Here is a 24,868-nt window from a genome sequence, read left to right as displayed (position 1 = left end):
GAAGGTAACCTTTCACAGTGGAGATGGCTACGAAAAACATGGTAAATCATTACTTTTTAAGTGAAAAACTGCCATTTTTCACTTTGTTTACTCTGTAAGAAGCAGGAATCAGGCGTGGGAAAGCGCATTTTATGGCGTCATTTCCCAATTACGAAGCAAAAACAATTGGAAAACTCAAACAAAAATCCCGGCATGTCCACGGAATACAAAGCGGCCGCAAACATGCCGGGATTTCCGGCTCTCACCGTGTCCTCCCCGTCATCATAAGGCGGCACAGGCGGTCCTGGAAGAGGCGCCCTTCCGCCACAGGGGAATTGGCGTTTATTATGGAGAAGATGTACTCATGTCCGTCAACACCATGCAGATAGCCTGCCAAGGAGGAAGCTCCGATAGTGACAATAGTACCGGTCTTCACGAAAATCCTGCCTCGCAAATCGGGACGTGAGAACCTTGACTGCAAAGAACCGCATCGTGCCCCTTCGGACGGTGTGGCGAAAGCCTCGTCACGGAAGAACTCATACATCTGCTTGCGTCACGCGCATATTTCAGAATGTCCACAAGAAACCTTGCGTCCAGACGGTTTGCAGGCGACAGACCGCTGCCGTCGTTTATCACAAATCCCTTCATCACATGCGTGCTGTCATCACGGAACTCCTTTTTCAGGAATGACTCCACGGCATGAGGTGTCTTCCACTCTATCATGCGTTTAGGGCGCAACCCCGCCTTGTAGTCAAGGTGGTAGAAGATAGCCTCCGCCCTTATGTTAGAGCTGTTTGTCAGCATAGGGATGAGGGCGGCACGCATCGGATGGGAGGACGATGCCGCATAATGGTATTTCCCTTTCGGGCGGACAGTGGCATCGCGCTTGAAGGTCACGCCTTCGGCACGCAAAGTCTGAATAAGTCGACGTGTGACATAAGGCTTTCCTTTCAGCAAAAGCGGAGTCTTATTGTACGGAATGTCCCATTTCTTTGCCGTAGGATGCTGTTTCAGCGTGTCCTCCAGTTCAAGGGTGACCATCACATTGCCACGGATGTGGCGTATCCCACGGCGACGCATCTGCCTTACAAGTCCGCTGAGATCCTCAAGCACAGGGTCGGCATCGGCACGCAGGAGGAGCGTTCCGACAAGAGTGTCGCGCCGAATCTCACCGCGGACGAGCAGCGACTCATAGTAGCGGTGGTTCAGACCAAGGAGCTTTATCGCCGCAACCGCCGTCGGAATCTTCAAGCATGATGCCGGAGGAAGGAGTTTTCTTTCATTATGCCCGTAGACATAGCTGCCTGTCGTCACATCATAGATGCTCACCGCTATGTCTTCCTGTTTCAGGCGCATAGGTTGTTGCATGAAACTGTCGATGCGGCTTGCCATGACCTTGTCGGCAAGCACCATCTCGGGAGTCACTTTCCTGACGGCGACAGTGTCCTCATTCTCCGCCTCTTTTCCGGAGAGGAGTGACGAGACACCTATCGCTGCATGGTAAACACAAGTGCCGGCAAGGCATAGCACCACCACCGGACACACAAGGAGAAGGAACACTCTGTCCCAACGTATTCTGTATTTTCTTTTGCTCATTTTATCCTAAACAACAAACTTTTTTGTTCTTTCTGCGGCAGACCGCCTATTTCTTCACAAGCAGTTCCTCCGTAAGAATAGCCTCCAGTTTCTCAGCGGAAAGGCGAAGGCGGAAGTCTCCCTTTATCGCCACGGAGATGCGCCCTGACTCCTCAGAGCATACTATGGCAATGGCATCGGAGTCTTGGGATATGCCCAAAGCGGCGCGGTGGCGCAGTCCCAATTCTTTCGGAATGTTCTGGTCATGTGCTACAGGGAGGATGCATCCCGCGGCGCATATACGGCGCTTGCGGATGACCATGGCACCGTCGTGCAGAGGGGAGTTCTTAAAGAAAATGTTCTCTATAAGGCGCTGGTTGATGTTGGAGTCTATTGTGTCGCCTGTCGCCACAATATCGTCAAGGGAGACTCCTCGTTCGATGACAATCAGCGCTCCGACTTTCTGGCGCGCCATGTTCATGCACGCCATGACAATAGGCATTATGGTGCTCATGTCGGGAGTGTCTGACGCATGCTTGTTGACAAACAGTTTCATGAAAGCACCGAAACGCTGGTGTGCACCGAGGGAATAAAGGAACTTGCGTATCTCCTCCTGGAACAGTACTATTATGGCAAGCACACCGACAGAGACGAGTTTGTCGAGGATGCTGCCAAGGAGTCGCATCTCCAGTATCTGGCTTACAAAAAGCCATACGAGGATGAAGACCATGATGCCTATGAAGATGTTCAGTGAGCGAGACTCACGCATCAGGCGGAAAATATAGTACAACAAGGATGCGACAAGGATGATGTCGACAATGTCCTTTGGCGAAATTTCTATGAACATAATGAAAAGGCGGCACCGTTATGGTGCCGGCAATAATACAGCTACATGCCGTTGTTAAGGTTGTTATTTTATATATTTATTCTGCAAAAATAATAATATTTTTCCAAATACTTTGTATTTTATACTATTTTTTGGTAATTTTGCAGAAACTTTATCCGGATATTGCTTTCCATAACACTGTGGAGCAAAACCAATTACGCCACGGAACAATGGACGCAGAACAACCTCACCCCACCCAACAGATTAGCAGCCATGGACTACAAACTGACAATAAGAGGGCAGCAGCATGTCATCTCACGCCCAGAAGTTATGGGCATTCTCAACTGCACTCCGGACTCTTTCTATGCCGGCTCACGCAAGCAGACAGAGGAGGAGATAGCCTTGCGCGCCAATGAAATCATCGCTCAGGGCGCGACAATGATTGATGTCGGCGGAATGTCGACACGCCCCGGAAGCGGCAATGTCACTCCTGAGGAGGAGATGCGACGCTTGCGCCTTGCCCTGCCGATAGTGAAACGTGAGCAGCCTGACGCAATCATTTCTGTCGACACATTCCGTCCGGAGGTGGCAAGGATGGCTGTAGAGGAATTTGGGGTGGACATAATCAATGATGTCGGTGAGGCAGAGGAATTCCTTACGGCAGACCTCGGTTGGATGAAGGACATCCCGTACATCCTCATGTCTGTGCAACCGACATTGGAAAGTACACTTTCCGCTTTCCGAAGCAAGACCGCCTTGTTGCAGGAGAAGGGCATCGGGGACATCATCCTTGACCCCGGCTACGGCTTCGGCAAGGATGTGCAGGACAATTACCGTCTGCTCGCAAGACAGAATGAACTGCTTGACCTTGGCATGCCACTGCTTGTGGGAGTGTCACGGAAGCGAATGATATGGCAATTGCTTGGCACTTCGCCACAGGAAGCCCTCAACGGAACGTCCGTAGTGAACACTCTCGCCTTGGAACGTGGCGCGGCGATCCTGCGTGTCCATGATGTCCGCGAGGCTGTCGAATGTGTGAAGATATATGAGGCGATGACCTCGTAACATCCGTTTTGGCAGATTTCATGCCGTCCACAAAAGGATAAAGACAAATAAAAACTTTCACAGAATCCACATAAAACACAAAAAAAGAATACAGCAACATGGATATTTCTGAACTTTACAGTCTGTTTCTTGAACACCCTGTTGTCACCACCGACACTCGCGACTGTCCAAAAGGCAGCATCTTCTTCGCACTGAAAGGTGCATCATTCAACGGCAATGAGTTTGCAAGGCAGGCTCTTGAGAACGGTTCCTCTTATGCCGTGATAGACGAAATGGCAGAGGGCGTGACGGCAGACGACGCTCGCCTGATTCTCGTCGATGACGTTCTGACAACCTTGCAGCAGCTTGCCAACCACCACCGCAAGGCTCTCGGCACAAAGATTATCGGTGTTACGGGAACAAACGGAAAGACAACGACGAAGGAACTCATCGCTGCTGTGCTGTCGGAGAAATACAATGTGCTGTATACTCTCGGCAACTTCAACAACCATATCGGTGTGCCGAAGACCCTGCTGCGCCTCACAAAGGAGCATGAAATAGCAGTAATAGAAATGGGAGCGAACCACCCGGGGGAGATAAAGACGCTTGTCGACATCGTTGAACCTGACTGTGGCATAATCACAAACGTGGGACGCGCCCACCTTGGTGGCTTCGGCAGCTTTGAGGGGGTTATAAAGACAAAAGGCGAACTGTATGATTTCCTTCGCCCAAAGCATGCCACGGTGTTCATACACAATGAGAATGAGCACCTTAAAAACATAGCCGACGGACTGGCGCTTGTCAAGTATGGCATAGAGAAGGCTAACGACCTCGCTGTCTATGGTGAGGTTGCGGAGTGCGCACCGTATCTGACATTCAGGTGGGGCAAGGGGTCTGACGCAAAAAACATCGTTGAAAGCAAACTAATCGGTGATTATAACATCTACAATATGCTGGCGGCTGCAACAATAGGTCTGACTTTCGGCATCACTGAAGAGCAGATTTGCCACGCCCTGACAGCATACACTCCTTCGAACAACCGCTCACAACTTACTGTCACAGAGCACAACCGGCTTGTCGTTGACGCATACAACGCCAACCCGACATCCATGGCTGCGGCACTTGAAAACTTCAAAAACATGAGTGTCCCGCACAAAATGGCAATCCTCGGAAGCATGGGCGAGCTTGGCGAAGTGTCGCATGAGGAGCATTGCAAGATAGTCGAGACACTGAAATCCATTGACCTTGACGATGTATGGCTTGTCGGTGAGGAGTTCGAAAAGACCAACCACCCGTTCCGACAGTTCAATGATGTGGAGGAGGTAAAGGAGGAAATAGCGGAAAACATGCCACAGGACAAATACATACTCATCAAGGGCAGCAACTCGCAGAAACTCTTCCAACTGCCTGAACTTCTGTAAAAACCGTTCACACAACTCATAATAAAAACAGCATAACGACACAATGAAAAAGTTCATTCTCACTTCTTCCATAACCTTTCTTACGGCATTGGCGTCCTTTGCCACAAGCGACAGCATTCCGGTAAACCGGGCACGACTGGCAGGACCGTTCACTCTGAAGCAGCCGATAATCATCGACAGCATTTCCGTAGCACAGGAGAAATATTCCGATGACAAACTAATCGACACACCATTGTCCGTCAACGCCGCTGACAAGATGCAGGAGAAAAGCCTCTCCTCATGGAACCTGACAAAGGGAACACTCAACCTTGCGTCGTTCACGGTCAGCGCTTCAAGCTACACAAAGGCAAACATTGAGATAAAAGGTGCCAAGCAGAGCAAGGTGTTCTGTGACGGTTCGCCTGCCGACGGCACAATGACACTTGCGCCGGGCGAGCACAAAGTGGCAGTGAAGTTCATCGCTGACAGCACAGCAATAGACATTTGCCTTAAGAATGCAGCAAAAGAAGGCAAAGAAGGAGCGGCATTCCCTCTCACCGTATGCAGCAATTCGGAGAAGGTTGCGTTCGGAATGACGCACAATCTCGGCACTCGTGTGACACGCGATGCCAAGCTCTCACCTTCGGGAAAATGGGCTTTGGTAAACTATTCATGGTACGATGAGCAGAACAAAGTGCAGTACCGCACCGAACTTTGTGACCTCATGACCGGCAAGAATGTCTTTGTCAACAAGGCGGACGGCTGGATGCCATTATCCGAAAAATACTATTTCACAGAGGAGATTGGCGGAAAGAAGCAGCTCATCACCGTCAATCCTGCAACCGGAACACGCGACATCCTTGTTGAGAACCTGCCGGAAAGCAGTTTCGAGATTGCTCCGACAGAGGATTTCCTCATACTTTATTCCGAGAAAAAAGGACCTAAGAAGGAAGACGGCGTGTACGAAATCCTCACCATGGACGACCGCCAGCCAAACTGGAGAACACGTTATGCACTGTCAATCTACGACATCAAGAGCGGATTCTGCCAGCCTTTGACCTACGGCTATAAGAACTGCTACGTCACAGACATATCCAAGGACGGCAAATACCTGCTCCTCGGCATCACCAATGACTCTCTGCTCCAACGCCCGACATCACGCACAACCATACTGCGAGTGAACACTCAGACACTTGCCACTGACACAATCATCAAGGATGAGGGATTCCTCGGCGGGATAATCTTCGCAAAAGACAACGACACATTCGTCGCAAAAGCCACTCCGGAGGCGTTCGACGGCATCGGAAACCGTGTGCCAAAAGGCATGACACCAAGCATGTTCGACTATCATCTCTATCTCCTTGACTCCAAGGCAAAGACCGTCAAACCACTGACTGCCGACGACAACACAAGCATAGAGTCCATGCTTTACTCACAGACTGACGGCATGCTCTACTACACTGCCGAACGTGCTGACTCCGTACTGCTCTACCGCATGGATCTGAAAAGCGGGAAGTCCATGCTCATCCCACAGCCTTTGGAGGTGCTTAACGGCTTTGACATAGCGGCAAAGACAGGAAACATCATCGTGCACGGCTCATCCGCCGATGTCCCTTACCGTGCCTATGCAGTACAAAGCAAAGGGACAAAGAAGCCGGCACTTGTCTGCGACCCGAACAAAGAGTTCTATGCCAACGTAAAACTTGGCACTGTGAAGCCGTGGAAGTTCACTTCCAAGCGCGGATATGATGTAACAGGATTCTATTTCCTGCCTGCGGATTTCGATGCAAGCAAGAAATATCCGGTCATCGTACACTACTATGGAGGCTGCTCACCGACATCAAGACGCTTCGGTGGTGGCTCCCACTACCCTGCCCACTATTGGAACGCATTGGGCTACATCACACTGACAGTCAACCCTTCCGGTGCAACAGGCTTCGGTCAGGAGTGGGCGGCACGCCATGTGAACACAATGGGCGAAGGACCTGCGCAGGACATAATCGACGCCACAAGGCAGTTTGTGAAGGATGTGCCGCAGGCTGATGCCGACCACATCGGATGCGTTTCGGCTTCTTACGGCGGTTTCATGACACAGTACATGCTCACCATGGACAACCCGTTCGCTTGCGGAATCTCCCATGCCGGCATATCCGACCACACATCTTATTGGGGCGAAGGCTACTGGGGATACTCTTACAGCCAGGTGAGCGCAGCCAACAGTTACCCATGGACACGCAAGGATTTGTATGTCGACCGTTCACCTCTCTACAATGCGGACAAGATTAAGAAGCCGTTGCTCTTCACACATGGCACAGTGGACACCAACGTGCCTATCGGCGAGTCCATACAGATGTACACCGCCTTGAAGCTCCTCGGCACTCCGACCGCCTTCATCCAGGTGGAAGGGGAGAACCACGGCATCATGAATCCTGAGAAACGCACAAAGTGGATCAACTCAATGGTGGCATGGTTTGACCGCTGGCTGAAGAACGACAGCTCATGGTGGGACGCAATATATACACCGAAGAAACTTTAATTGGATAAGTAACTGTGCTTTGGTAAAACTTAATTACCAACAGCTACTGAAATAGAAAAAAACAGTATAACGACAAATGGAGAATAACAGAAACACATTCAGCGGCTCGCTGGGCTTCGTGCTGGCTGCCGCAGGAAGTGCTGTCGGACTGGGAAACATCTGGCGTTTCCCCTATCTTGCGGCACGCGACGGCGGCGGATTGTTCCTCGCTCTCTACATCATCCTTGCAGTGACCTTCGGATTCACACTGCTCATCACCGAAGTAGCCATAGGCCGACGCTCAGGCCAAGGGCCGCTGACCGCCTACCGCTTCTTCAACAAGAGGTGGGGATTCCTCGGCATATTCTCCTTTGTTATACCTTATATTATATACCCATACTACTGCGTCATCGGCGGATGGGTGCTGAAATACCTTGCCACCTACGTCACAAACGACAGTCATCTGGCAGTGGGCGACGGCTTCTTCTCCGGTTTCATCACCGAGCAGTGGCAGCCTTTGGCATTCATGACGGTATTCGCCATGATGTGTTTCTACATCGTTTACAGGGGCGTGGAGAAAGGAATTGAGAAGTATTCGCGCATGATTATGCCGGCATTGCTCCTCCTTGTGGTGTTCATCTGCATCTACTCCTTCTTTATAAGCCACACCGACCCACAGACAGGAGTGACCAGAACCGGCATCGACGGGCTGAAAGTCTACTTCATCCCCAACCTTGAAGGCATGACACTCAAAGACATCCTCATGGTTGCCCTTGACGCCACGAGCCAGCTGTTCTTCTCGCTTTCCATAGCCATGGGTATCATGGTGACCTACGGTTCGTACATGAAAAAGGACGTGAACCTCGGCAAAGCCATCGACCATATAGAGATTTTCGACACCACCATAGCAATCCTCGCCGGCATGATGATTATCCCGGCGGTCTATGTGTTTATGGGAACAGAAGGCATGTCGGCAGGTCCGGGACTCATCTTCGTGGCGTTGCCGAAGGTGTTTGACTCCATGGGAGCCTTCGGCCCGATTATGGGACTGATGTTCTTCACCATGGTAACCTTCGCAGCCCTCACGAGTGCCGTCAGCATCCTTGAGGCTATCGTGGCCGGTGTGATGGACAAATGGGGCTGGAGCAGGAAGAAATCGGTGGTCATCATGGCTGCAACAGGCTTTGTTTGGTCTGTGCTTGTATGCCTCGGATATAATGTTTTCTACTTTGAATACGAGCTTCCTAACGGTGCCACGGCACAGATTCTCGACATCTTCGACTACATAAGCAACAATGTCCTTATGCCGGTACTGGCTATATGCACCTGCATCATGTTCGGATGGGTGGTGAAACCGAACCTCCTTGTCGGAGAAATGCGGCTCAACGGCTATTCCTTCCACAGGAAATACCTGTACATCGTGATGCTGAAATTCGTCGTGCCGGTGATGCTGGCAGTGCTTCTTCTCGGAGCTTTCGGCATCTATTAACCCGTAACCGACACCCCACAACCTATAACCGACTGTGAAAAACCTCTTCCATATACTCAAGAATGACAGGCAAGGGCTACTTGGTCTGTTTGTCGTTGCCATTGCTTTTGGCATCTTTTTCTTCACAAGAGAAACAGAAAAAGCGGAAAATGGAATGGCACAGGAGGATATGCCAAGGTCCGGACAAGCAGAAAAAACAAAGTCCGGAAATAGGGAAAAGGAGGCGTACTATGCCGTCCCTGAAAAGGAAATCCGGTTGCAGCCCTTCGACCCGAACACTGCGGACTCCACCGTGCTTCTCGGTCTGGGGCTTCAGCCGTGGCAGGTGAGGAGCATCTACAAGTACCGCGCCAACGGAGGAGTGTACACTTGCCCGGAGGATTTTGCACGCCTGTACGGTCTGACGGCAAAGAAATACCGCCAGTTGCGGCCTTATATCCGCATCAGCGATGACTACCGACCTGCAAGCGAACTGTATTCCGTAAGGCAGAAAAGGCATGACCATTACACAAGTGACCGCCCTTCACCCACCGATTCCTTACAGACAGCAGGAACAATCCCTTACCCACGGAAGCTGCAGCAAGGACAGACAATCTCCCTGAACCTGTCCGACACCATCGCACTGCGAACAGTTCCGGGTATCGGAGCGCACTTCGCAAGGAAGATTTTCAGGTACAGGGAGCGACTCGGAGGATTCGTCTCAAAGGAGCAACTGCTGGAGATTGAGGACTTCCCGGAGTCTGCCCTGCCCTATTTCTCTGTCGGCAACGATGACAAGATACAAAAGATAAACATCAACACTGCTACCAACGAGCAGCTGCGCAGGCATCCATACATAAACTACATGATGGCACGGCAGATATGCGACTACCGCCGACTGCAAGGAAGGATAGACGACATAAATGCTCTCCGCCTGCTGCCGACATTCAAACCGGAGACAATACGGAAACTCCGACCATACATAACATATTGAGACAACTAACATAACATATCAAAAGGTAACACTTTACCGAGTGAAAGGTAACGATTTGCATGACGAAAGGTAACACTTTACATTGCAAATCGTTACCTTTCATTTTGTCCCTTGGCATGGTTACTTTTTCATGGCTCAATAGGAATTCCGTGAAGGCTTTGTGTGAGCCTCTTTTGTTTTGCCGAACGACACCAATAACAAGTACGATAGTAATGCCGGCCGAGGGCTGTTATGCTTGGATTTCAGACAAAAAAGAAGAATGGAGAACTCCATAACAGGAAGTCCTCCATTCTCTTTTTTTTATTATAACTATGCTTTCTGTGAAGCCTTTTACGACTTGGCACGAATGCCTATCATTTCACAATGACCTTCTTGCCATTGATGATGTTCAGACCCTTCTGAGCCTTCTCAAGCTGCTGACCGCCGATTGTGTAGATAGCCTGCTTGCCGTCATTGGCAACCTCAACATTCTCGATGGCTGTTGTAGAACCGTTGAGCATGGCAACCTGTCCGGATGTAATCTGGTGAGCGCCATTATAAACATCCAATTTGCCATAAACAATGATTTCGTCGCCAACCTTAATCTGATTCTCAGAAGTGAACTTAGCACCATCAAACCAATTGCAGCGGAAAACAACCATACCCTCACCAGCTGCATCAGCGTCATTGATTGTGAACTCTGCGTTACCATACTGAAGAGCAACTTCCTTGATATTGGTGATTACCCCCTTTACATAAACCTTTGTGGCAAGTCCCTCTCCGGCAGCTGTCAGTTCGTGAGCCTTTGCTACGTTGTAAGCTGTCTCGAGAGTATTGCTGATGTCAACGATTTCCGGTTCATTGCCTTCCTCAAAGTACTGAACCTTGGAAATCTGAATGATGCCATTGGCAGAATGACCTGCACAGTCAAACACTAACTTATAGTAAAGTCCGGCCTTTGGTTCAGCTACCTTGAACTGCATATCCCCTGCCTCAATGGAGGAAGCAGGAACTGTAGCGACAACTGTATTGAATGCAGCATCAGACGCAACAACAAGGTTTATTGATTTCACTTTGTCAGTAGCAAGAATCTTGTCAACTGAAACCATAACATTACCAATAGCCTTATCCATTGCAAAATCTGTAGCAATACTTGCAACAGATGCATTGTTCCTTCTGCCACACTTGATGTAAGTCCAGCCGTTCTGGTAAGTATTAAAATTAGCGATAGTCCAGGTGTCTGTACCCTGTGTTGCTGTCCAGGCATCTGTGTATCCATTGATTTTCTCCCCACCCTGTGCTGGGAATTTCAGAGTCTTGTAGGCATCAGCGAATGCTACATTGCAAACCATTGCCACGATGGCAAGGAGTGAAAAGCGTAAAGTTTTTACCATAATCTTTTGTTTTTAGGTGTTAAACATTTTGTTTTTTAATTACAGTGGCAAAGGTACAAAAAAATCATAGTGATTCCAAATAATAAAGAGAAAATCCATAGTATTGTCACCATTTATTAATATTTGCCCGGCAATCGCATGGCAAAACAATATTTCCACAGCAGGCTGCCGACATTCCTACCATGTTTAGGGATTTTCCCACCACAACGTAGGGGAAAACCATTTGCCGCCTCATGCTTTCTTGCTACCTTTGCACCGGAAACAAAAAACAATGGCAAGAACAATAATAAGGTAATATATAACAGAGCCGGCATGGCTCATAAGAACTCTACGGATATGAAAAAGACTATCATCGGAATGCTCATAGGCATAATGACCATCATCGGTACAACGGCAAGTTTCGGCAACACAGACGGCAAGCGCCACTATAACCACAACCATTGCAGGCAGACGTACGCATGCAAGTACCATAAGCACGACAGTCATCGCTGTCCGTCAACATGCAGCACATACTGCACGAAAACTTCCAAGCACAAGCACAAGATGTACAAGAACAGCAATGTGTGCAAATACTGCAAGCAGCATGTCTGTGCACGGCCACACACACCAACACACAGCCAGCGCAGACATTTCAAAAGATAATCCATAGTTTAGGTTTTTGTTGATTTAGTTGAAGATTATTTTCCGCCACCGCTCCCACACAGAGCGGTGGCATGCTGTATATATAAAGTTTGTTACCACAGGTTAATCTATACGCGGATCATTCCTCTATCATCTTTTCATTCCTGTAACCTTTATTCAGGGAACACTATACATACAACATCTTATCCATACCGAGACAACTAATTTTAACTCTTTTACTCACACTGAAATAGTACATTTTAACCATAAACTTCGCACTACTATCTTTTTTTTGTGTAAATTTGCACCCATGGAACGGGAAAGCACCTGACGAAGAAAAATTTCCCGCCACCCAACAGAACCATATCATATAAACCAAACGTACAAAAGTATGATAAAGATTTATGTAATGAGCACCTGCCCTGACTGCACAGCGGTCAAGAAGCAGGCGGAAGGCAACAGCCGTTATGAGATTATTGACATAGGCAGCCACGTGCGCCGACTGAAGGAATTCATGCGCCTGCGTGACACAAGGGAGGAGTTCGCGCCTATGCGCCGCCTTGGATATGTCGGCATCCCATGCTTCATACTTGAGGACGGCACCATCACTTTCCGAGCCGAGGAAGCCGGATTTGCGCATGAAGAGGAGGAAGAGCCACAGGGTGCGGCATGCAACCTTGACGGAAGTGGCTGCTGAGACGAAAACATCATAACAACACATCATCATGAAGAGCTTCGAACCAAAACCGTGGGTTGTCCCACAACCGGTGCTGATAATCGGCACATACAACGAGGACGGCACTCCCAACGCCATGAACGCCGCATGGGCAGGGCAATGGGACATGAAGGAGATAATGATTTCCATGGGCAGCCATGCCACGACGAAAAACCTTTACCGCTCCGGAGAGTTCACCGTGGCATTTGCCACAAAGGAGACAATGGTCGCAGCGGACTATGTAGGCATCGTCTCTGCCAAGAAGGAGAGCGACAAGATTGGGAAGACCGGCTGGACTGTAGAGAAAGCCGGGCATGTCAATGCACCTGTGTTCACAGACTTCCCCATGACCCTCGAATGCCGCATAACACAAAAGATTGACGAGTCGGAGACAGGTTTCTACATCGTTGCCGAGATTGTCAACATCCTTGTGGATGAGGACTATCTTGCAGAGGACGGCAATCCAGACATCGAGAAGATGAACCTTATCACCTATGACCCTGTGCACCATGGCTACATTGCCCTCGGCAGCAGGGTCGGCAACGCTTTCTCGGATGGCAAGCAACTGAAATAGAGCAACATGAAAGATTTCAATTATTTCGACAAAACATCCTTCCTTGTCACCGTGTGCGACAAGGAGGGCATTGTGGTCTATCAGAATGAGCGTGCCATAAAACGTGACGGGAACGCGATAGGAAAGAACCTGTATGGCTGTCATCCTGAATCCGCGAACAAAATAATCCGCCACATGCTGGAGACCGGGGAGAGCAACACTTACCAGATTATCCGCCACGGCAGGCACAAGCAGATTCACCAGACACCATGGTACGACGAGGAGGGCAACGTGGCGGGACTCATAGAGCTTGCCATTGACCTGCCGGACAACATGCCTGTGTTTGACAGGGACAAAAAGGAGGAGTGATGAAGGCATACACATTCATTGAAAAAGGAAAGTTTGCATTACTTGAAAAGGCAAAGCCCGAGTTGTCTGAGCCTACCGATGCCATTGTAAGGATTACTTTGGGAAGCATCTGCACAAGTGACCTTCACATCAAGCACGGCAGTGTCCCACGTGCCGTGAAGGGCATCACCGTAGGCCATGAAATGGTCGGCGTTGTCGAACAGGTCGGCGCAGAGGTGACGAAAGTGAAACCAGGCGACCGTGTCACTGTCAATGTGGAAACCTTCTGCGGCGAATGCTATTTCTGCAAGCATGGCTATGTGAACAACTGCACGTCGCCTCACGGTGGCTGGGCTTTAGGCTGCCGCATCGACGGCGGACAGGCGGAGTATGTCCGTGTGCCACTTGCCGACCAAGGGCTTGACCGCATTCCAGGCAATGTCACTGACGAGCAGGCACTGTTCGTTGGCGATGTGCTTGCAACCGGATATTGGGCAGCGCGAATCTCTGAGATAACGGAGGATGACACTGTGCTCATCATTGGTGCCGGTCCTACGGGAGTATGCTCACTGCTCTGCACCATACTCCGGAATCCGAAACGCATCATCGTCTGTGAGAAGTCGGCAGAGAGGCGGGCTTTCGTCAGCAAGCATTACCCCGGTGTGCTGCTTACCACACCCGAAGAATGCGAGGCGTTTGTCATGGAGCATAGCGACCATGGCGGCGCCGACCGTGTGCTGGAAGTGGCAGGGGCAAAGGACACATTCCGGCTTGCATGGCGATGCGCGCGCCCGAACGCCATTGTCACTGTCGTGGCACTCTACGATGAACCGCAGGCACTGCCACTGCCTGACATGTATGGCAAGAACCTGACATTCAAGACCGGCGGTGTGGACGGCTGCGACTGCAAGGCGATTCTGCACCTTATCGAAGAAGGGAAAATCGACACCACCCCACTCATCACCCACCGCTTCCCTCTCTCACGGATAGAGGAAGCCTACTCACTGTTTGAGGAGAAGCGTGACGGAGTGATAAAGGTCGCTGTCTATCCTGACCAGAACACAACAACACATTAAAAACACACAAGAATGAAAAAATCGCTTATCGTCCTTTCCGGCGGCATGGACAGTGTGACACTGCTCCACGAGCGCGCCGGAGACATCGCGCTTGCCGTCACCTTCGACTACGGTTCAAACCATAACAAGAAGGAAACAGAGATGGCAAAAGCCAATTGCAAGGAACTTGGCATCGAGCATGTCATTATTCCTCTGTCGTTCATGCATGAGCATTTCAAGTCCTCACTTCTTGAAGGAGCTGACGCTGTGCCTGAAGGGCATTATGCGGACGAGAACATGAAATCAACTGTCGTACCGTTCCGCAACGGCATAATGCTTGCCATCGCAGCAGGAATGGCGGAAAGCCGCGGGCTTGACTCTGTGCTTATCGCCAACCATTGCGGCGACCATTCCATATACCCTGACTGTCGCGGGGAGTTCATAAACGCCATGTCTGAAGCCATGGCCAACGGCACTTACGCCAATGTGAGCATTGACGCTCCATATACGAATATCAGCAAAACGGACATTGCAAGAATAGGCAAGAGAATCGGTGTGGACTACTCCAAGACATATTCCTGCTACAAAGGTGGCGAGAAGCATTGCGGAAAATGTGGGACATGCATCGAACGCAAAGAGGCTTTGCATGATGCCGGCATAGAGGACCCGACAGAATACGAGGGATGACGGCTATCTGTTGACATTATCATTTTGGAGGAGAACGAACTTTGGAACCACAAATCACCCGGCACACATGCATGGCAATGGCATTCGGCTGTCACATCATTGCCATTAATGTCATCACATTCTTTGTCTATGGCGTTGACAAACTGAAGGCAAGGAAGTCATGGTGGCGCATATCGGAGAAGACCCTGCTTTTGCTCGCTGCCTTAGGTGGCAGCATCGGTGCGTGGGCAGGCATGAGACTGTGGCACCACAAGACGTTGCATAAAAAGTTCCGCTATGGCATCCCTGCAATAATCATTGCACAGGCTGCCATAGCGGCATATTTCGTTATTAGCATTCTATAAAAGTATGGTCGTCAGCAGTAGAACGACCGTACTTTTATCTATATACCCCACATTATACCCCTATAATGTTTTGTATTGGGATGAAAATTTTGTACCTTTGCACTGCAAAAAGGAGAAATGAAGCATCAGCAACTGCCGGCAATTAATCTTTTTTAGCAAAAATATTTTACGGCAAGAAATATGATGTCATTTTTTTTTTGTAATTTTGTACTATGAACAGAAGGCGGCATGCCTTTCTTCCATTTTATTATATTGTATAGCACAACGACATTACATTAGATATGAACAACGATTTCAGAAAATATGCAACCGGACACCTGGGCATGGACGGCATGCTCTTTGATGATGTCATGCGTTTCCAAAGCAAGGCAGCGATGAACATGCACAGCCAGTACGTGAACCCTTACATCCTTGAGGAGCGCCAGCTGAACGTGACTCAGATGGATGTGTTCTCACGACTGATGATGGACCGCATCATCTTCCTTGGCACACAGGTGGACGACTACACAGCCAACACGCTGCAGGCGCAGCTGCTGTACCTTGACAGCTGTGACCCGGACAAGGACATCTCAATATACATCAACTCCCCGGGTGGCAGTGTCACTGCAGGCCTCGGAATCTACGACACGATGCAGTTCATCTCAAGTGATGTGGCGACAATCTGCACAGGCATGGCAGCATCAATGGCAGCCGTGCTTCTTGTGGCAGGCAAGGAGGGCAAGCGCAGTGCGCTGCCTCACAGCCGTGTGATGATCCACCAGCCTTTGGGAGGTGTGCAGGGACAGGCTTCCGACATAGAGATTGAGGCACGTGAGATTATGAAGTTCAAGAAGGAACTGTACACAATCATTGCCGAACACTCCCACACTGACTATGAGAAAGTTTGGGCGGACTCTGACCGCAACTATTGGATGACGGCAGAGGAGGCAAAGGAGTATGGCATGATTGACAACGTACATTCCCGCAAATAGTCAGGAAGCAACAAACAGTTTTCGTACGATTTTTTTAAGGTAAAGAGACAGGTAAGGCGTTGCAGCCACCGTCCCTTTCTGATAATATATGGCAAAGAAAGAATTAAAGCACTGCTGCCTTTGTGGCAGGGATGAGACCCAGACAGAACTGATGCTGACAGGTCTTAACGGACATGTCTGCGGAGATTGTGTCATCAGCGCATACGAGATAGTCGAGAATGCGCTTGGCAACACCTCGGACGCTCTTGCTGCAAAGGCGAACAATTCCGTAAGAAACAAAGGTGGCGAGTCGTTTGACATGAAGGCTGTGCCTACGCCACATGAGATAAAAGACCATCTTGACAAGTATGTCATAGGACAGGAAGAGGCAAAACGCTTCCTATCTGTGGCAGTGTACAACCATTACAAGCGGCTCAGCCAGCCCGACACAAATGACGGTGTGGAGATCGAGAAGTCGAACATCGTCATGGTCGGCTCTACCGGTACAGGCAAGACCCTTCTCGCGCGTTCCATAGCAAAACTGCTTAATGTGCCGTTCACCATTGTCGACGCCACGGTGTTCACCGAGGCAGGATATGTCGGCGAAGATGTGGAGAGCATTCTCTCACGCCTTCTTCAGGTGGCAGACTACAACCTTGAAGCAGCACAGCGCGGCATAGTTTTCATTGACGAGATTGACAAGATAGCACGCAAAGGCGACAACCCGAGCATCACACGTGACGTCAGCGGTGAGGGAGTGCAGCAAGGACTCCTGAAGCTCCTTGAAGGAACAATGGTCAATGTGCCGCCAAAGGGAGGACGCAAGCATCCTGACCAGGACTATATCCATGTGGACACACGCAACATCCTCTTTATCTGTGGTGGCGCCTTTGACGGGATAGAGCGCAAGATAGCACAACGCCTTAACACTCATGTGGTAGGCTACAACAGCACCAATGAGCGGAAGAGCATAGACAAGAAGGACATCATGAAATACATCCTTCCGCAGGACCTGAAGTCTTTCGGCCTTATCCCTGAGATTATCGGCCGTCTGCCTGTGCTGACATTCCTCCATCCTTTGGACAGGGAAGCCCTGAAGCGCATCCTTGTGGAGCCGAAGAACTCCATTGTCAAGCAGTATGAGAAACTCATGGGCATGGATGGTGTGACGCTTTCTTTCGACGAGGACGCATTGGACTATATGGTTGACAAGGCTGTCGAATACAAACTCGGTGCCCGTGGACTGCGCTCCATTGTCGAGGCGGTGATGAACGACGCGATGTTCGACGCACCTTCATCAGAAAAGAAAACTTTCTGTGTCACAAAAGAATATGCACAAGCCCAGCTTGACAAGGCAAACCTTGCCTAAGGGCATTGCATGGATTGCCGGCAATGCCATAGCCATTTTGCATGGCAAAAAGAAAAACGACCTTCTAACTTCTGATAAATGAACATTAACCTGACAGAGAAACTCAAGCAATATTTCGGCTTTGACAAGTTCAAAGGCGAGCAAGAACGTGTCATCCGGTCTTTGCTGGAAGGCAATGACGTCTTTGTGCTTATGCCGACAGGCGGAGGCAAAAGTCTCTGTTACCAGTTGCCTGCACTCATTATGGACGGCACGGCAATAGTCATTTCACCACTTATCGCACTGATGAAGAATCAGGTTGATGTCATCAACGGCATCAGCGAGGACAGCGGACTGGCACACTATCTGAACTCTTCCCTTAACAAGTCTGCCATTGACCAAGTAAAGAAGGATGTGCGTGAGGGCAGGACAAAACTGCTGTATGTAGCCCCTGAGTCATTGACCAAGGATGATTATGTTGATTTCCTAAAATCTCCAGGAGTCAAGGTTTCATTCTACGCTGTCGACGAGGCTCACTGTATCTCGGAATGGGGACATGATTTCCGCCCGGAATACCGCCGCATACGCCCCATAATCAACGAGATTGGCAAGGCTCCTGTCATTGCTCTTACGGCGACAGCAACAGACAAAGTAAGGATAGACATAAAGAAATCACTCGGAATGTCTGACGCTCTGGAGTTCAAGAGTTCTTTCAACCGCCCGAACCTTTATTATGAGGTGCGCCCGAAAACAGATGGTGTTGACAAGCAGCTCATAAAGTTCATAAAGACCAATCATGGCAAGAGCGGCATCATCTACTGCCTGTCACGCAAGAAAGTCGAGGAACTTGCAGAAGTACTCCGTGCCAATGACATCCGTGCTGCCGCATATCATGCCGGACTTGACACACAGACACGCTCAGAGACGCAAGACAATTTCCTTATGGAGGAAGTGGATGTCATCGTGGCGACAATAGCATTCGGTATGGGAATAGACAAGCCGGATGTCCGCTTCGTGATTCATTATGACATTCCGAAATCCTTGGAGGGCTATTATCAGGAAACTGGACGTGCAGGGCGTGATGGTGGCGAGGGTGTATGCATAGCATTCTATTCGCACAAAGACCTTCAGAAATTGGAGAAATTCATGGAGGGGAAACCGGTGGCAGAACAGGACATAGGCAGGCAGTTGCTGCAAGAAACGGCGGCATACGCTGAGACTTCTGTATGCCGCAGGAAATTCCTGCTCCACTATTTCGGTGAAGATTATCCAGATGAGAACTGCGGGAATTGCGACAACTGCCGCAATCCGAAAGAAAAGGTCGAAGGCAAGGAAGAACTTATAGTGCTCCTTAACGCCATTATTGCCTTAAAAGAGAATTTCCGTTCCCAGTATGTTGTGGACTTCATCAAAGGACGCGGAACAGACGATATCGTTTCGCATAACCATGACAAGCTGGAGGAATTCGGCTCAGGGGAAGACATGGACGAGAAATTGTGGAATCCGGTAATCCGCCATGCCATGCTTGCAGGATATATCCGAAAGGATGTTGAGAGCTATGGACTTTTGAAGATAACGGATTTAGGAAAGGATTTCCTGAAGACCCCTGTGTCATTTCCTATCGTGAAGGATACAGACTTTCGCCAGTTGGATTATGGTGGAAATGGTGAATGCGGCACCTCTGCACTTGACCCTGTCCTGCAGAAGATGCTCAAGGATGAGCGCCTGAGGGTGGCACGAAAGCACAAAGTGCCGCCGTATGTGGTATTCCTCGACATGTCTTTGGAACAGATGGCAACGATGTATCCTGTCACAATGGAAGAATTGCAGCAGATACAAGGAGTCGGTGCCGGCAAAGCACGCAAATACGGCAAGTCGTTCTGCACCCTGATAAAGATGTATTGCGAGGAAAATGACATAGAACGCCCGGAGGAACTACGTGTGCGTACTGTGCCAAAGAAGTCCATGCTGAAAGTGAAGATTATCCAGAGCATTGACAAGCGCATGCCTCTTGATGACATAGCCCATGCCTTGAACATGGAATACGAGGAATTGCTGACAGAAATAGAGACTATAGTTTATAGTGGAATGAAGCTCAACATTGACTACTACATTGAGGATGTGCTTGATGATGAAAATGTTGATGACATCTATGACTATTTCATGAACAGCGAGACAGACGACATCCGCGTCGCTTCCAACGAGTTTGACGGGGATTTCACAGATGACGAGCTACGGCTTGTGCGCATAAAATTCATGTCAGAAATGGCGAACTGAGTTCATGGGGCAGAGGAATTTACCCTGCCCCATGAATTATTTTCGTAACAACTTGTTTTGCTGTTGTTTCTTGCATTTTCTTATCCGTTAATCCTATGTAGACAGCCTTGTTTGGCAAATTAGTGTTAATTGTCAGTAGATATTAACGGTATATGGGGATTTTTTTGTAATTTTGCATACAATATTCATTTTTAAACGATTCAACATATGGCATCATTTCTTGAGGACAAGGTAGTTATGGAGGGTCTTACTTACGATGATGTATTGCTTGTTCCGGCATACTCAGAGGTCCTTCCCCGTGAGGTTTCATTAAGCACAAGGTTTTCGCGCAACATTGAACTGAAGATTCCTTTTGTGACAGCGGCAATGGACACTGTCACGGAGGCTCCAATGGCGATTGCCATTGCACGTGAGGGAGGCATAGGCGTCATCCATAAGAACATGTCTATCGAAGAGCAGGCGCGTCAGGTCGCTATTGTAAAGCGTGCAGAGAACGGCATGATTTATGACCCTGTCACAATTATGCGTGGCAAGACAGTGCAGGACGCTTTGAACATGATGGCAGAATACCATATCGGTGGCATACCTGTTGTTGACAAAGACAACAAACTTGTCGGCATCGTGACAAACCGTGACCTGCGTTTCCAGACAGACATGTCCCGCAAGATTGATGATGTCATGACAAAGGGAAATCTTGTTGTCACACATCAGCAGGCTGACCTTGAGAGTGCATCCAAGATTCTCCTTGAGCACAAAATAGAGAAACTTCCTGTCGTTGATGAAGAGAACCACCTCATTGGTCTTATTACTTATAAGGATATAACAAAGGCAAAAGACAAGCCTATGGCATGTAAGGATGCCAAGGGACGTCTTCGTGTAGCCGCAGGTGTTGGTGTCACAGCTGACACATTCCAGCGTATGGAAGCACTTGTAAAGGCCGGTGTGGACGCCATTGTCATTGACACGGCACATGGACATTCAAAGGGAGTTATTGACAAGGTGCGTGAGGCAAAGCAGAATTTCCCTGAAGTGGACATCGTTGTAGGAAACATCGCCACAGGTGCCGCTGCCAAAGCTCTTGTTGAAGCCGGTGCTGATGCAGTGAAGGTTGGCATCGGTCCGGGTTCTATCTGCACAACACGTGTAGTTGCCGGTGTCGGCGTACCTCAGCTTTCTGCTGTTTACGATGTGGCACAAGCACTTGCCGGAACAGATGTTCCTCTTATTGCTGACGGTGGTCTTCGCTATTCAGGTGATGTTGTCAAGGCACTTGCTGCCGGCGGACACTCTGTAATGATAGGCTCGCTCGTAGCCGGTACGGAGGAAGCACCAGGTGAGACAATCCTTTTCAACGGACGTAAGTTCAAGTCTTATCGTGGCATGGGCTCACTCGAAGCTATGGAGAATGGTTCCAAAGACCGTTATTTCCAAAGCGGAGTGGTTGAGGCAAAGAAACTTGTGCCGGAAGGAATCGCCGGACGTGTACCTTACAAAGGCACTGTACAGGAAGTCATCTACCAGCTTGTTGGCGGACTCCGCTCAGGCATGGGCTACTGTGGCGCACAGAGCATAGAGAAACTTCACGAAGCAAAGTTCACCCGTATCACGAATGCAGGTGTACTCGAGTCTCACCCACATGAAGTGATTATCACTTCCGAAGCTCCAAACTATAGCCGTCATCAGTAATTCCAAAATATGATATATGGTGTGTTCTAAAGAATTCATTCATTAGGACACACCATTAACAATTATAAACAAACTAACTGTAGAACACGAAAAAAACCTCTTCCCCGGCTGTATCAATAGTTATGTAAAAGAGGCGATTTAATTCAACATAGCAATACATCTATATGAAATTAAAGACTGTCATAGCAATGCTTATCCTTGGCTCTGTCAGCACTTTTGCACAGACAGACGATCCTGTGATAATGACTATTGCAGGACAAAACATAGCACGCTCGGAATTTGAATACTCTTACAAGAAGAACAACTCAGAGAACGTTATCGACAAGAAGACCGTTGATGAGTATGTTGACCTTTTTGTAAACTATAAGCTGAAAGTACAGGCTGCCGTTGATGAGGGGATGGATACTCTCAGTTCATACAAAAAGGAGTTCTTGCAATACCGTGACCAGCAGATACGTCCGTCTTTTATCAATGATGCGGATGTCGAAGCTGAAGCGTATACCATATATAATAATGAGGTGAAGCGCATCGGTCCTGACGGACTGATACAGCCTGCCCATATCTTCGTGCGTCTGTCGACAAATGCAGACAAGGCAACAGAAGCAGCAGCAAAAGCACGCATAGACTCTCTTTACAACGCACTGCAAAAAGGTGCAGACTTTACGGAGCTTGCAACAAAGAAATCTGACGACCCGGGAGCCGCTTCCCGTGGTGGTGTAATTGGTTGGATTAGCCACGGCCAGACATTTGAAGAATTTGACAAGGCTGCCTATGCCTTGAAAAAAGGAGAAGTGGGAAAACCTGTACTGTCTCCTGTCGGCTGGCATATAATAAAAGTCATTGACAAGAAAATGCTTGAGCCGTTCGACTCACTTAAAGCAAACATCATGACTTTCATCGACCGCCGCAACATCCGCGAACAGATTATCGACCGCAAGGTGCAGGAAGAAGTAGCCGCAAGTAACGGCAAGACTGCAGAACAGATTATGGATGAGCATGCAGCACAGATGCAGGCTGAGGACTCCGATCTTGCCCACCTTATCCGCGAATACCATGACGGTCTTCTCCTCTATGAGATAAGCAACCGTGAAGTGTGGGAGAAAGGTGCAAAAGATGAAGCCGGACTTAACGCTTTCTTCAAGAAGAACAAGAAGAATTACAAATGGGACGAGCCACGCTTCAAAGGAATGGCTTACCATGTAAAGACCAAGAGTGATGTCAAAGCCGTAGCCAAATGCGTGAAAGGCTTGAAATTTGAAGACTGGAACGAGAAGCTCCGCACAACTTTCAATGGTGACTCTATCATCCGCATCCGTGTAGAGAAAGGTTTGTTCAAGAAAGGAGACAACGCACTTATTGACAGCTGCATATTCAAAGTCCCAGACGCAAAAGTCAAGCATCTCAAGGAATATCCTATAGATGCTGTCTACGGCAAGAAACTGAAAGCCCCACGCGAGATGGCTGATGTCCGCGCACAAGTGACTGCAGATTACCAGGCTAAACTGGAGAAAGAATGGGTTGCCGAGCTTCGTAAGAAATATGCTGTTGTCGTAGACCCTAACATCGTAGCTACCGTAAAGAAAAGAGTGGACGGTCTCAAGTGATGAATACAGTAATATAAAACAATATTACAAAAGAAAACCAAAGGACAGAACCTTTAATGAAAAGAACAGGAACATTTATAGTCGCACTGATGGCTGTCATTATGACAGCCTATGCGCAGGCGGACTCTGCAAAAACAGACTCCGTGAAACCTATGGATTCACGTCCAAATCCTTCAAGCATTGCTGACGAGGTCGTATGGGTTGTGGGTGATGAGGCTATTTTGATGTCTGATGTAGAAATGCTTCGTGCACAAATGGAAGCCGAGGGACAGAAAATCGAGGGAAATCCGGACTGCCGTCTGCCGGAGCAGATTGCAGTGCAGAAACTATTCCTCCACCAGGCTGCACTTGACAGTATAGAAGTAACCGAAGCCGAAGTGGCACAAGGAGTGGAACAACAGATAAACTATTGGATATCAATGGTTGGCTCAAAGGAGAAACTTGAGGAATACCGCAAGATGCCCATAACACAGATACGCCAGTCTCTGCACGATGATTTCAAGAACAACCAACTTGTACAAAGGATGCGTGAAAAGCTTGTAGAGGACATCAAGGTTTCCCCTGCCGAAGTGCGCAAGTATTTCAAGGACATACCGGAAGACAGCATCCCATACATACCGACAGAGGTAGAGGTGCAGATTATCACACGCACACCAAAGGTTTCACAGGAAGAAATCAACCGTGTTAAAGATGAGTTGCGCAGTTACACTGACCGTGTGACAAAGGGCGAAACTACCTTCCAGACACTTGCGCGTTTTTATTCGGAAGACCCCGGTTCTGCACGTAACGGCGGCGAATTGGACTATACAGGACGTGGAATGCTTGACCCTGCTTTCGCAGCTGTAGCATTCAATCTCACTGACCCTAAGAAAATATCAAAAGTCGTAGAGTCTGAATTCGGTTTTCATATCATACAGCTTGTTGACAAACGTGGCGATAAGATTAAGTGCCGCCATATATTGCGCAAGCCGCAGGTTTCGCAAGCAGCCATAGATGAAGGCATCCACATGCTTGACTCCCTTGTGTCAGAAATGAACAACGGAAAGTTCACATTTGATGAAGCTGCCACATTCGTTTCAGACGACAAAGACACACGCTCCAACAAGGGTGTGATGGTCAATAACAACGAACAGGGACGTACCTCGAAGTTCCGTATGCAGGACCTCCCTACAGAGGTAGCAAAAGCTGTGGAGCAATTGAAGGTAGGGGATGTTTCTCCGGCGTTCCAAATGGTCAACTCACGCGGCAAAACCGTATGTGCAGTTGTGAAACTCAAGTCACGCACTGAAGGACACCGCGCCACAATCACTGAGGATTTCCAGACCATGAAGGATGTCGTCCTTATAAAGCGTAAGAATGACTTCATCCACGAATGGGTGAAGAAAAAGATTAAGGAGACATACGTAAGAATGGACGACCGTTACAAAGGTTGCGATTTCGAGTACGAGGGTTGGGAACGTGACTAACACAAACTGCCATTACGGGTCTCCTGCATGACATTAGTGA

Annotated in this window: 22 protein-coding genes; 18 read left to right on the top strand and 4 right to left on the bottom strand. The window is 48.9% G+C overall.

The genetic code is table 11. The features are described 5' to 3' along the window. Positions 1 to 241: 241 nt before the first annotated feature. From HPS57_RS14530 to cdaA, 3 genes are read right to left on the bottom strand one after another with little or no spacing between them, the layout of a single operon-like run. Positions 242 to 415 carry a hypothetical protein gene (locus HPS57_RS14530; RefSeq protein ID WP_369811524.1) on the bottom strand — a complete coding sequence of 58 codons (174 nt, stop codon included), beginning with the start codon at positions 413 to 415 and terminating at the stop codon, positions 242 to 244. Next, the gene (locus tag HPS57_RS12000; RefSeq protein WP_172183399.1) at positions 412 to 1,575 is read right to left on the bottom strand and encodes a D-alanyl-D-alanine carboxypeptidase; all 1,164 of its coding nucleotides are present in this window, start codon (positions 1,573 to 1,575) and stop codon (positions 412 to 414) included. Before HPS57_RS12000 ends, HPS57_RS14530 begins: the two co-directional genes overlap by 4 nt. Positions 1,576 to 1,621: 46 nt before the next feature. After that, complete coding sequence (gene cdaA / locus HPS57_RS11995) at positions 1,622 to 2,401, bottom strand: diadenylate cyclase CdaA (RefSeq protein ID WP_172183397.1); 780 nt, start codon at positions 2,399 to 2,401, stop codon at positions 1,622 to 1,624. 252 nt (positions 2,402 to 2,653) lie between these two features. On the opposite strand from cdaA, the gene folP reads away from it, so the two are divergent. The 5 genes from folP (at position 2,654) to HPS57_RS11970 (ending at position 9,801) form a co-directional block, all read left to right on the top strand. Continuing rightward, positions 2,654 to 3,445 carry a dihydropteroate synthase gene (gene folP / locus HPS57_RS11990; RefSeq protein WP_172183428.1) on the top strand — a complete coding sequence of 264 codons (792 nt, stop codon included), beginning with the start codon at positions 2,654 to 2,656 and terminating at the stop codon, positions 3,443 to 3,445. A gap of 98 nt (positions 3,446 to 3,543) precedes the next feature. After that, a complete protein-coding gene (locus HPS57_RS11985) occupies positions 3,544 to 4,845 on the top strand; it encodes a UDP-N-acetylmuramoyl-tripeptide--D-alanyl-D-alanine ligase (RefSeq protein WP_172183395.1) in 1,302 nt (433 codons plus the stop codon). A 43-nt stretch (positions 4,846 to 4,888) separates the two neighbouring features. Beyond that, a complete protein-coding gene (locus tag HPS57_RS11980) occupies positions 4,889 to 7,360 on the top strand; it encodes an alpha/beta hydrolase family protein (protein WP_172183393.1) in 2,472 nt (823 codons plus the stop codon). 76 nt (positions 7,361 to 7,436) lie between these two features. Further along, positions 7,437 to 8,828, top strand: a complete 1,392-nt coding sequence (locus HPS57_RS11975) for a sodium-dependent transporter (RefSeq protein WP_172183391.1) — start codon at positions 7,437 to 7,439, stop codon at positions 8,826 to 8,828. A gap of 34 nt (positions 8,829 to 8,862) precedes the next feature. Continuing rightward, positions 8,863 to 9,801, top strand: coding sequence for a ComEA family DNA-binding protein (locus tag HPS57_RS11970; RefSeq protein ID WP_172183389.1), 939 nt, complete (start codon positions 8,863 to 8,865; stop codon positions 9,799 to 9,801). A 353-nt stretch (positions 9,802 to 10,154) separates the two neighbouring features. Here HPS57_RS11970 and HPS57_RS11965 read toward each other — a convergent pair whose 3' ends face one another. Then, positions 10,155 to 11,174 carry a single stranded DNA-binding domain-containing protein gene (locus HPS57_RS11965; RefSeq protein WP_172183387.1) on the bottom strand — a complete coding sequence of 340 codons (1,020 nt, stop codon included), beginning with the start codon at positions 11,172 to 11,174 and terminating at the stop codon, positions 10,155 to 10,157. A gap of 336 nt (positions 11,175 to 11,510) precedes the next feature. Between HPS57_RS11965 and HPS57_RS11960 the strand changes: the two genes are divergently transcribed. The 13 genes from HPS57_RS11960 to HPS57_RS11900 all read left to right on the top strand — a co-directional run bounded on the left by HPS57_RS11960 (position 11,511) and on the right by HPS57_RS11900 (position 24,828). After that, positions 11,511 to 11,816 carry a hypothetical protein gene (locus tag HPS57_RS11960; protein WP_172183385.1) on the top strand — a complete coding sequence of 102 codons (306 nt, stop codon included), beginning with the start codon at positions 11,511 to 11,513 and terminating at the stop codon, positions 11,814 to 11,816. 370 nt (positions 11,817 to 12,186) lie between these two features. After that, a complete protein-coding gene (locus HPS57_RS11955) occupies positions 12,187 to 12,492 on the top strand; it encodes a glutaredoxin domain-containing protein (RefSeq protein ID WP_172183383.1) in 306 nt (101 codons plus the stop codon). A 28-nt stretch (positions 12,493 to 12,520) separates the two neighbouring features. After that, on the top strand, positions 12,521 to 13,084 hold the full coding sequence (locus HPS57_RS11950; RefSeq protein WP_172183381.1) for a flavin reductase family protein: 564 nt from the start codon (positions 12,521 to 12,523) through the stop codon (positions 13,082 to 13,084). A 6-nt stretch (positions 13,085 to 13,090) separates the two neighbouring features. Next, the gene (locus HPS57_RS11945; RefSeq protein WP_172183379.1) at positions 13,091 to 13,432 is read left to right on the top strand and encodes a PAS domain-containing protein; all 342 of its coding nucleotides are present in this window, start codon (positions 13,091 to 13,093) and stop codon (positions 13,430 to 13,432) included. Then, positions 13,432 to 14,487 (top strand): alcohol dehydrogenase, encoded by a 1,056-nt coding sequence (locus HPS57_RS11940; protein ID WP_172183377.1) that lies wholly within the window; start codon positions 13,432 to 13,434, stop codon positions 14,485 to 14,487. Before HPS57_RS11945 ends, HPS57_RS11940 begins: the two co-directional genes overlap by 1 nt. A gap of 12 nt (positions 14,488 to 14,499) precedes the next feature. Continuing rightward, entirely contained in the window at positions 14,500 to 15,153 is a 654-nt protein-coding gene (gene queC / locus HPS57_RS11935; protein WP_172183375.1) for a 7-cyano-7-deazaguanine synthase QueC, read from the top strand. Between the two features lie 71 nt (positions 15,154 to 15,224). Next, positions 15,225 to 15,497, top strand: a complete 273-nt coding sequence (locus tag HPS57_RS11930; RefSeq protein WP_172183373.1) for a DUF1294 domain-containing protein — start codon at positions 15,225 to 15,227, stop codon at positions 15,495 to 15,497. A gap of 281 nt (positions 15,498 to 15,778) precedes the next feature. Continuing rightward, positions 15,779 to 16,468, top strand: a complete 690-nt coding sequence (gene clpP, locus HPS57_RS11925; protein ID WP_172183371.1) for an ATP-dependent Clp endopeptidase proteolytic subunit ClpP — start codon at positions 15,779 to 15,781, stop codon at positions 16,466 to 16,468. Between the two features lie 88 nt (positions 16,469 to 16,556). Beyond that, positions 16,557 to 17,816, top strand: a complete 1,260-nt coding sequence (clpX, locus tag HPS57_RS11920; protein ID WP_172183369.1) for an ATP-dependent Clp protease ATP-binding subunit ClpX — start codon at positions 16,557 to 16,559, stop codon at positions 17,814 to 17,816. Positions 17,817 to 17,894: 78 nt separating this feature from the next. Further along, positions 17,895 to 20,072, top strand: a complete 2,178-nt coding sequence (gene recQ / locus HPS57_RS11915) for a DNA helicase RecQ (RefSeq protein ID WP_172183366.1) — start codon at positions 17,895 to 17,897, stop codon at positions 20,070 to 20,072. A 207-nt stretch (positions 20,073 to 20,279) separates the two neighbouring features. Next, entirely contained in the window at positions 20,280 to 21,758 is a 1,479-nt protein-coding gene (gene guaB / locus HPS57_RS11910; protein WP_172183363.1) for an IMP dehydrogenase, read from the top strand. Between the two features lie 164 nt (positions 21,759 to 21,922). Continuing rightward, positions 21,923 to 23,362: a peptidylprolyl isomerase gene (locus HPS57_RS11905; protein ID WP_172183360.1), complete on the top strand. Its 1,440-nt coding sequence runs from the start codon at positions 21,923 to 21,925 to the stop codon at positions 23,360 to 23,362. A gap of 56 nt (positions 23,363 to 23,418) precedes the next feature. Then, entirely contained in the window at positions 23,419 to 24,828 is a 1,410-nt protein-coding gene (locus tag HPS57_RS11900; protein ID WP_172183357.1) for a peptidylprolyl isomerase, read from the top strand. Positions 24,829 to 24,868 lie beyond the last annotated feature (40 nt).

Origin of the sequence: Palleniella intestinalis (assembly GCF_013166595.1) — a bacterium.
Lineage (GTDB): Bacteria > Bacteroidota > Bacteroidia > Bacteroidales > Bacteroidaceae > Prevotella > Prevotella intestinalis.
The sequence above is the reverse complement of the archived record's forward strand: the minus strand, read 5'-3'. Positions and strand labels throughout refer to the sequence as shown.

Excerpts from the sequence above, each read along its gene's own strand:
- HPS57_RS12000 (WP_172183399.1), bottom strand. The coding sequence starts at position 1,575 with ATGAGCAAAAGAAAATACAGAATACGTTGGGACAGAGTGTTCCTTCTC.
- cdaA (WP_172183397.1), bottom strand. The coding sequence starts at position 2,401 with ATGTTCATAGAAATTTCGCCAAAGGACATTGTCGACATCATCCTTGTC.
- folP (WP_172183428.1), top strand. The coding sequence starts at position 2,654 with ATGGACTACAAACTGACAATAAGAGGGCAGCAGCATGTCATCTCACGC.
- HPS57_RS11985 (WP_172183395.1), top strand. The coding sequence starts at position 3,544 with ATGGATATTTCTGAACTTTACAGTCTGTTTCTTGAACACCCTGTTGTC.
- HPS57_RS11980 (WP_172183393.1), top strand. The coding sequence starts at position 4,889 with ATGAAAAAGTTCATTCTCACTTCTTCCATAACCTTTCTTACGGCATTG.
- HPS57_RS11975 (WP_172183391.1), top strand. The coding sequence starts at position 7,437 with ATGGAGAATAACAGAAACACATTCAGCGGCTCGCTGGGCTTCGTGCTG.
- HPS57_RS11965 (WP_172183387.1), bottom strand. The coding sequence starts at position 11,174 with ATGGTAAAAACTTTACGCTTTTCACTCCTTGCCATCGTGGCAATGGTT.
- HPS57_RS11960 (WP_172183385.1), top strand. The coding sequence starts at position 11,511 with ATGAAAAAGACTATCATCGGAATGCTCATAGGCATAATGACCATCATC.
- HPS57_RS11955 (WP_172183383.1), top strand. The coding sequence starts at position 12,187 with ATGATAAAGATTTATGTAATGAGCACCTGCCCTGACTGCACAGCGGTC.
- HPS57_RS11950 (WP_172183381.1), top strand. The coding sequence starts at position 12,521 with ATGAAGAGCTTCGAACCAAAACCGTGGGTTGTCCCACAACCGGTGCTG.
- HPS57_RS11945 (WP_172183379.1), top strand. The coding sequence starts at position 13,091 with ATGAAAGATTTCAATTATTTCGACAAAACATCCTTCCTTGTCACCGTG.
- HPS57_RS11940 (WP_172183377.1), top strand. The coding sequence starts at position 13,432 with ATGAAGGCATACACATTCATTGAAAAAGGAAAGTTTGCATTACTTGAA.
- queC (WP_172183375.1), top strand. The coding sequence starts at position 14,500 with ATGAAAAAATCGCTTATCGTCCTTTCCGGCGGCATGGACAGTGTGACA.
- HPS57_RS11930 (WP_172183373.1), top strand. The coding sequence starts at position 15,225 with ATGGCAATGGCATTCGGCTGTCACATCATTGCCATTAATGTCATCACA.
- clpP (WP_172183371.1), top strand. The coding sequence starts at position 15,779 with ATGAACAACGATTTCAGAAAATATGCAACCGGACACCTGGGCATGGAC.
- clpX (WP_172183369.1), top strand. The coding sequence starts at position 16,557 with ATGGCAAAGAAAGAATTAAAGCACTGCTGCCTTTGTGGCAGGGATGAG.
- recQ (WP_172183366.1), top strand. The coding sequence starts at position 17,895 with ATGAACATTAACCTGACAGAGAAACTCAAGCAATATTTCGGCTTTGAC.
- guaB (WP_172183363.1), top strand. The coding sequence starts at position 20,280 with ATGGCATCATTTCTTGAGGACAAGGTAGTTATGGAGGGTCTTACTTAC.
- HPS57_RS11905 (WP_172183360.1), top strand. The coding sequence starts at position 21,923 with ATGAAATTAAAGACTGTCATAGCAATGCTTATCCTTGGCTCTGTCAGC.
- HPS57_RS11900 (WP_172183357.1), top strand. The coding sequence starts at position 23,419 with ATGAAAAGAACAGGAACATTTATAGTCGCACTGATGGCTGTCATTATG.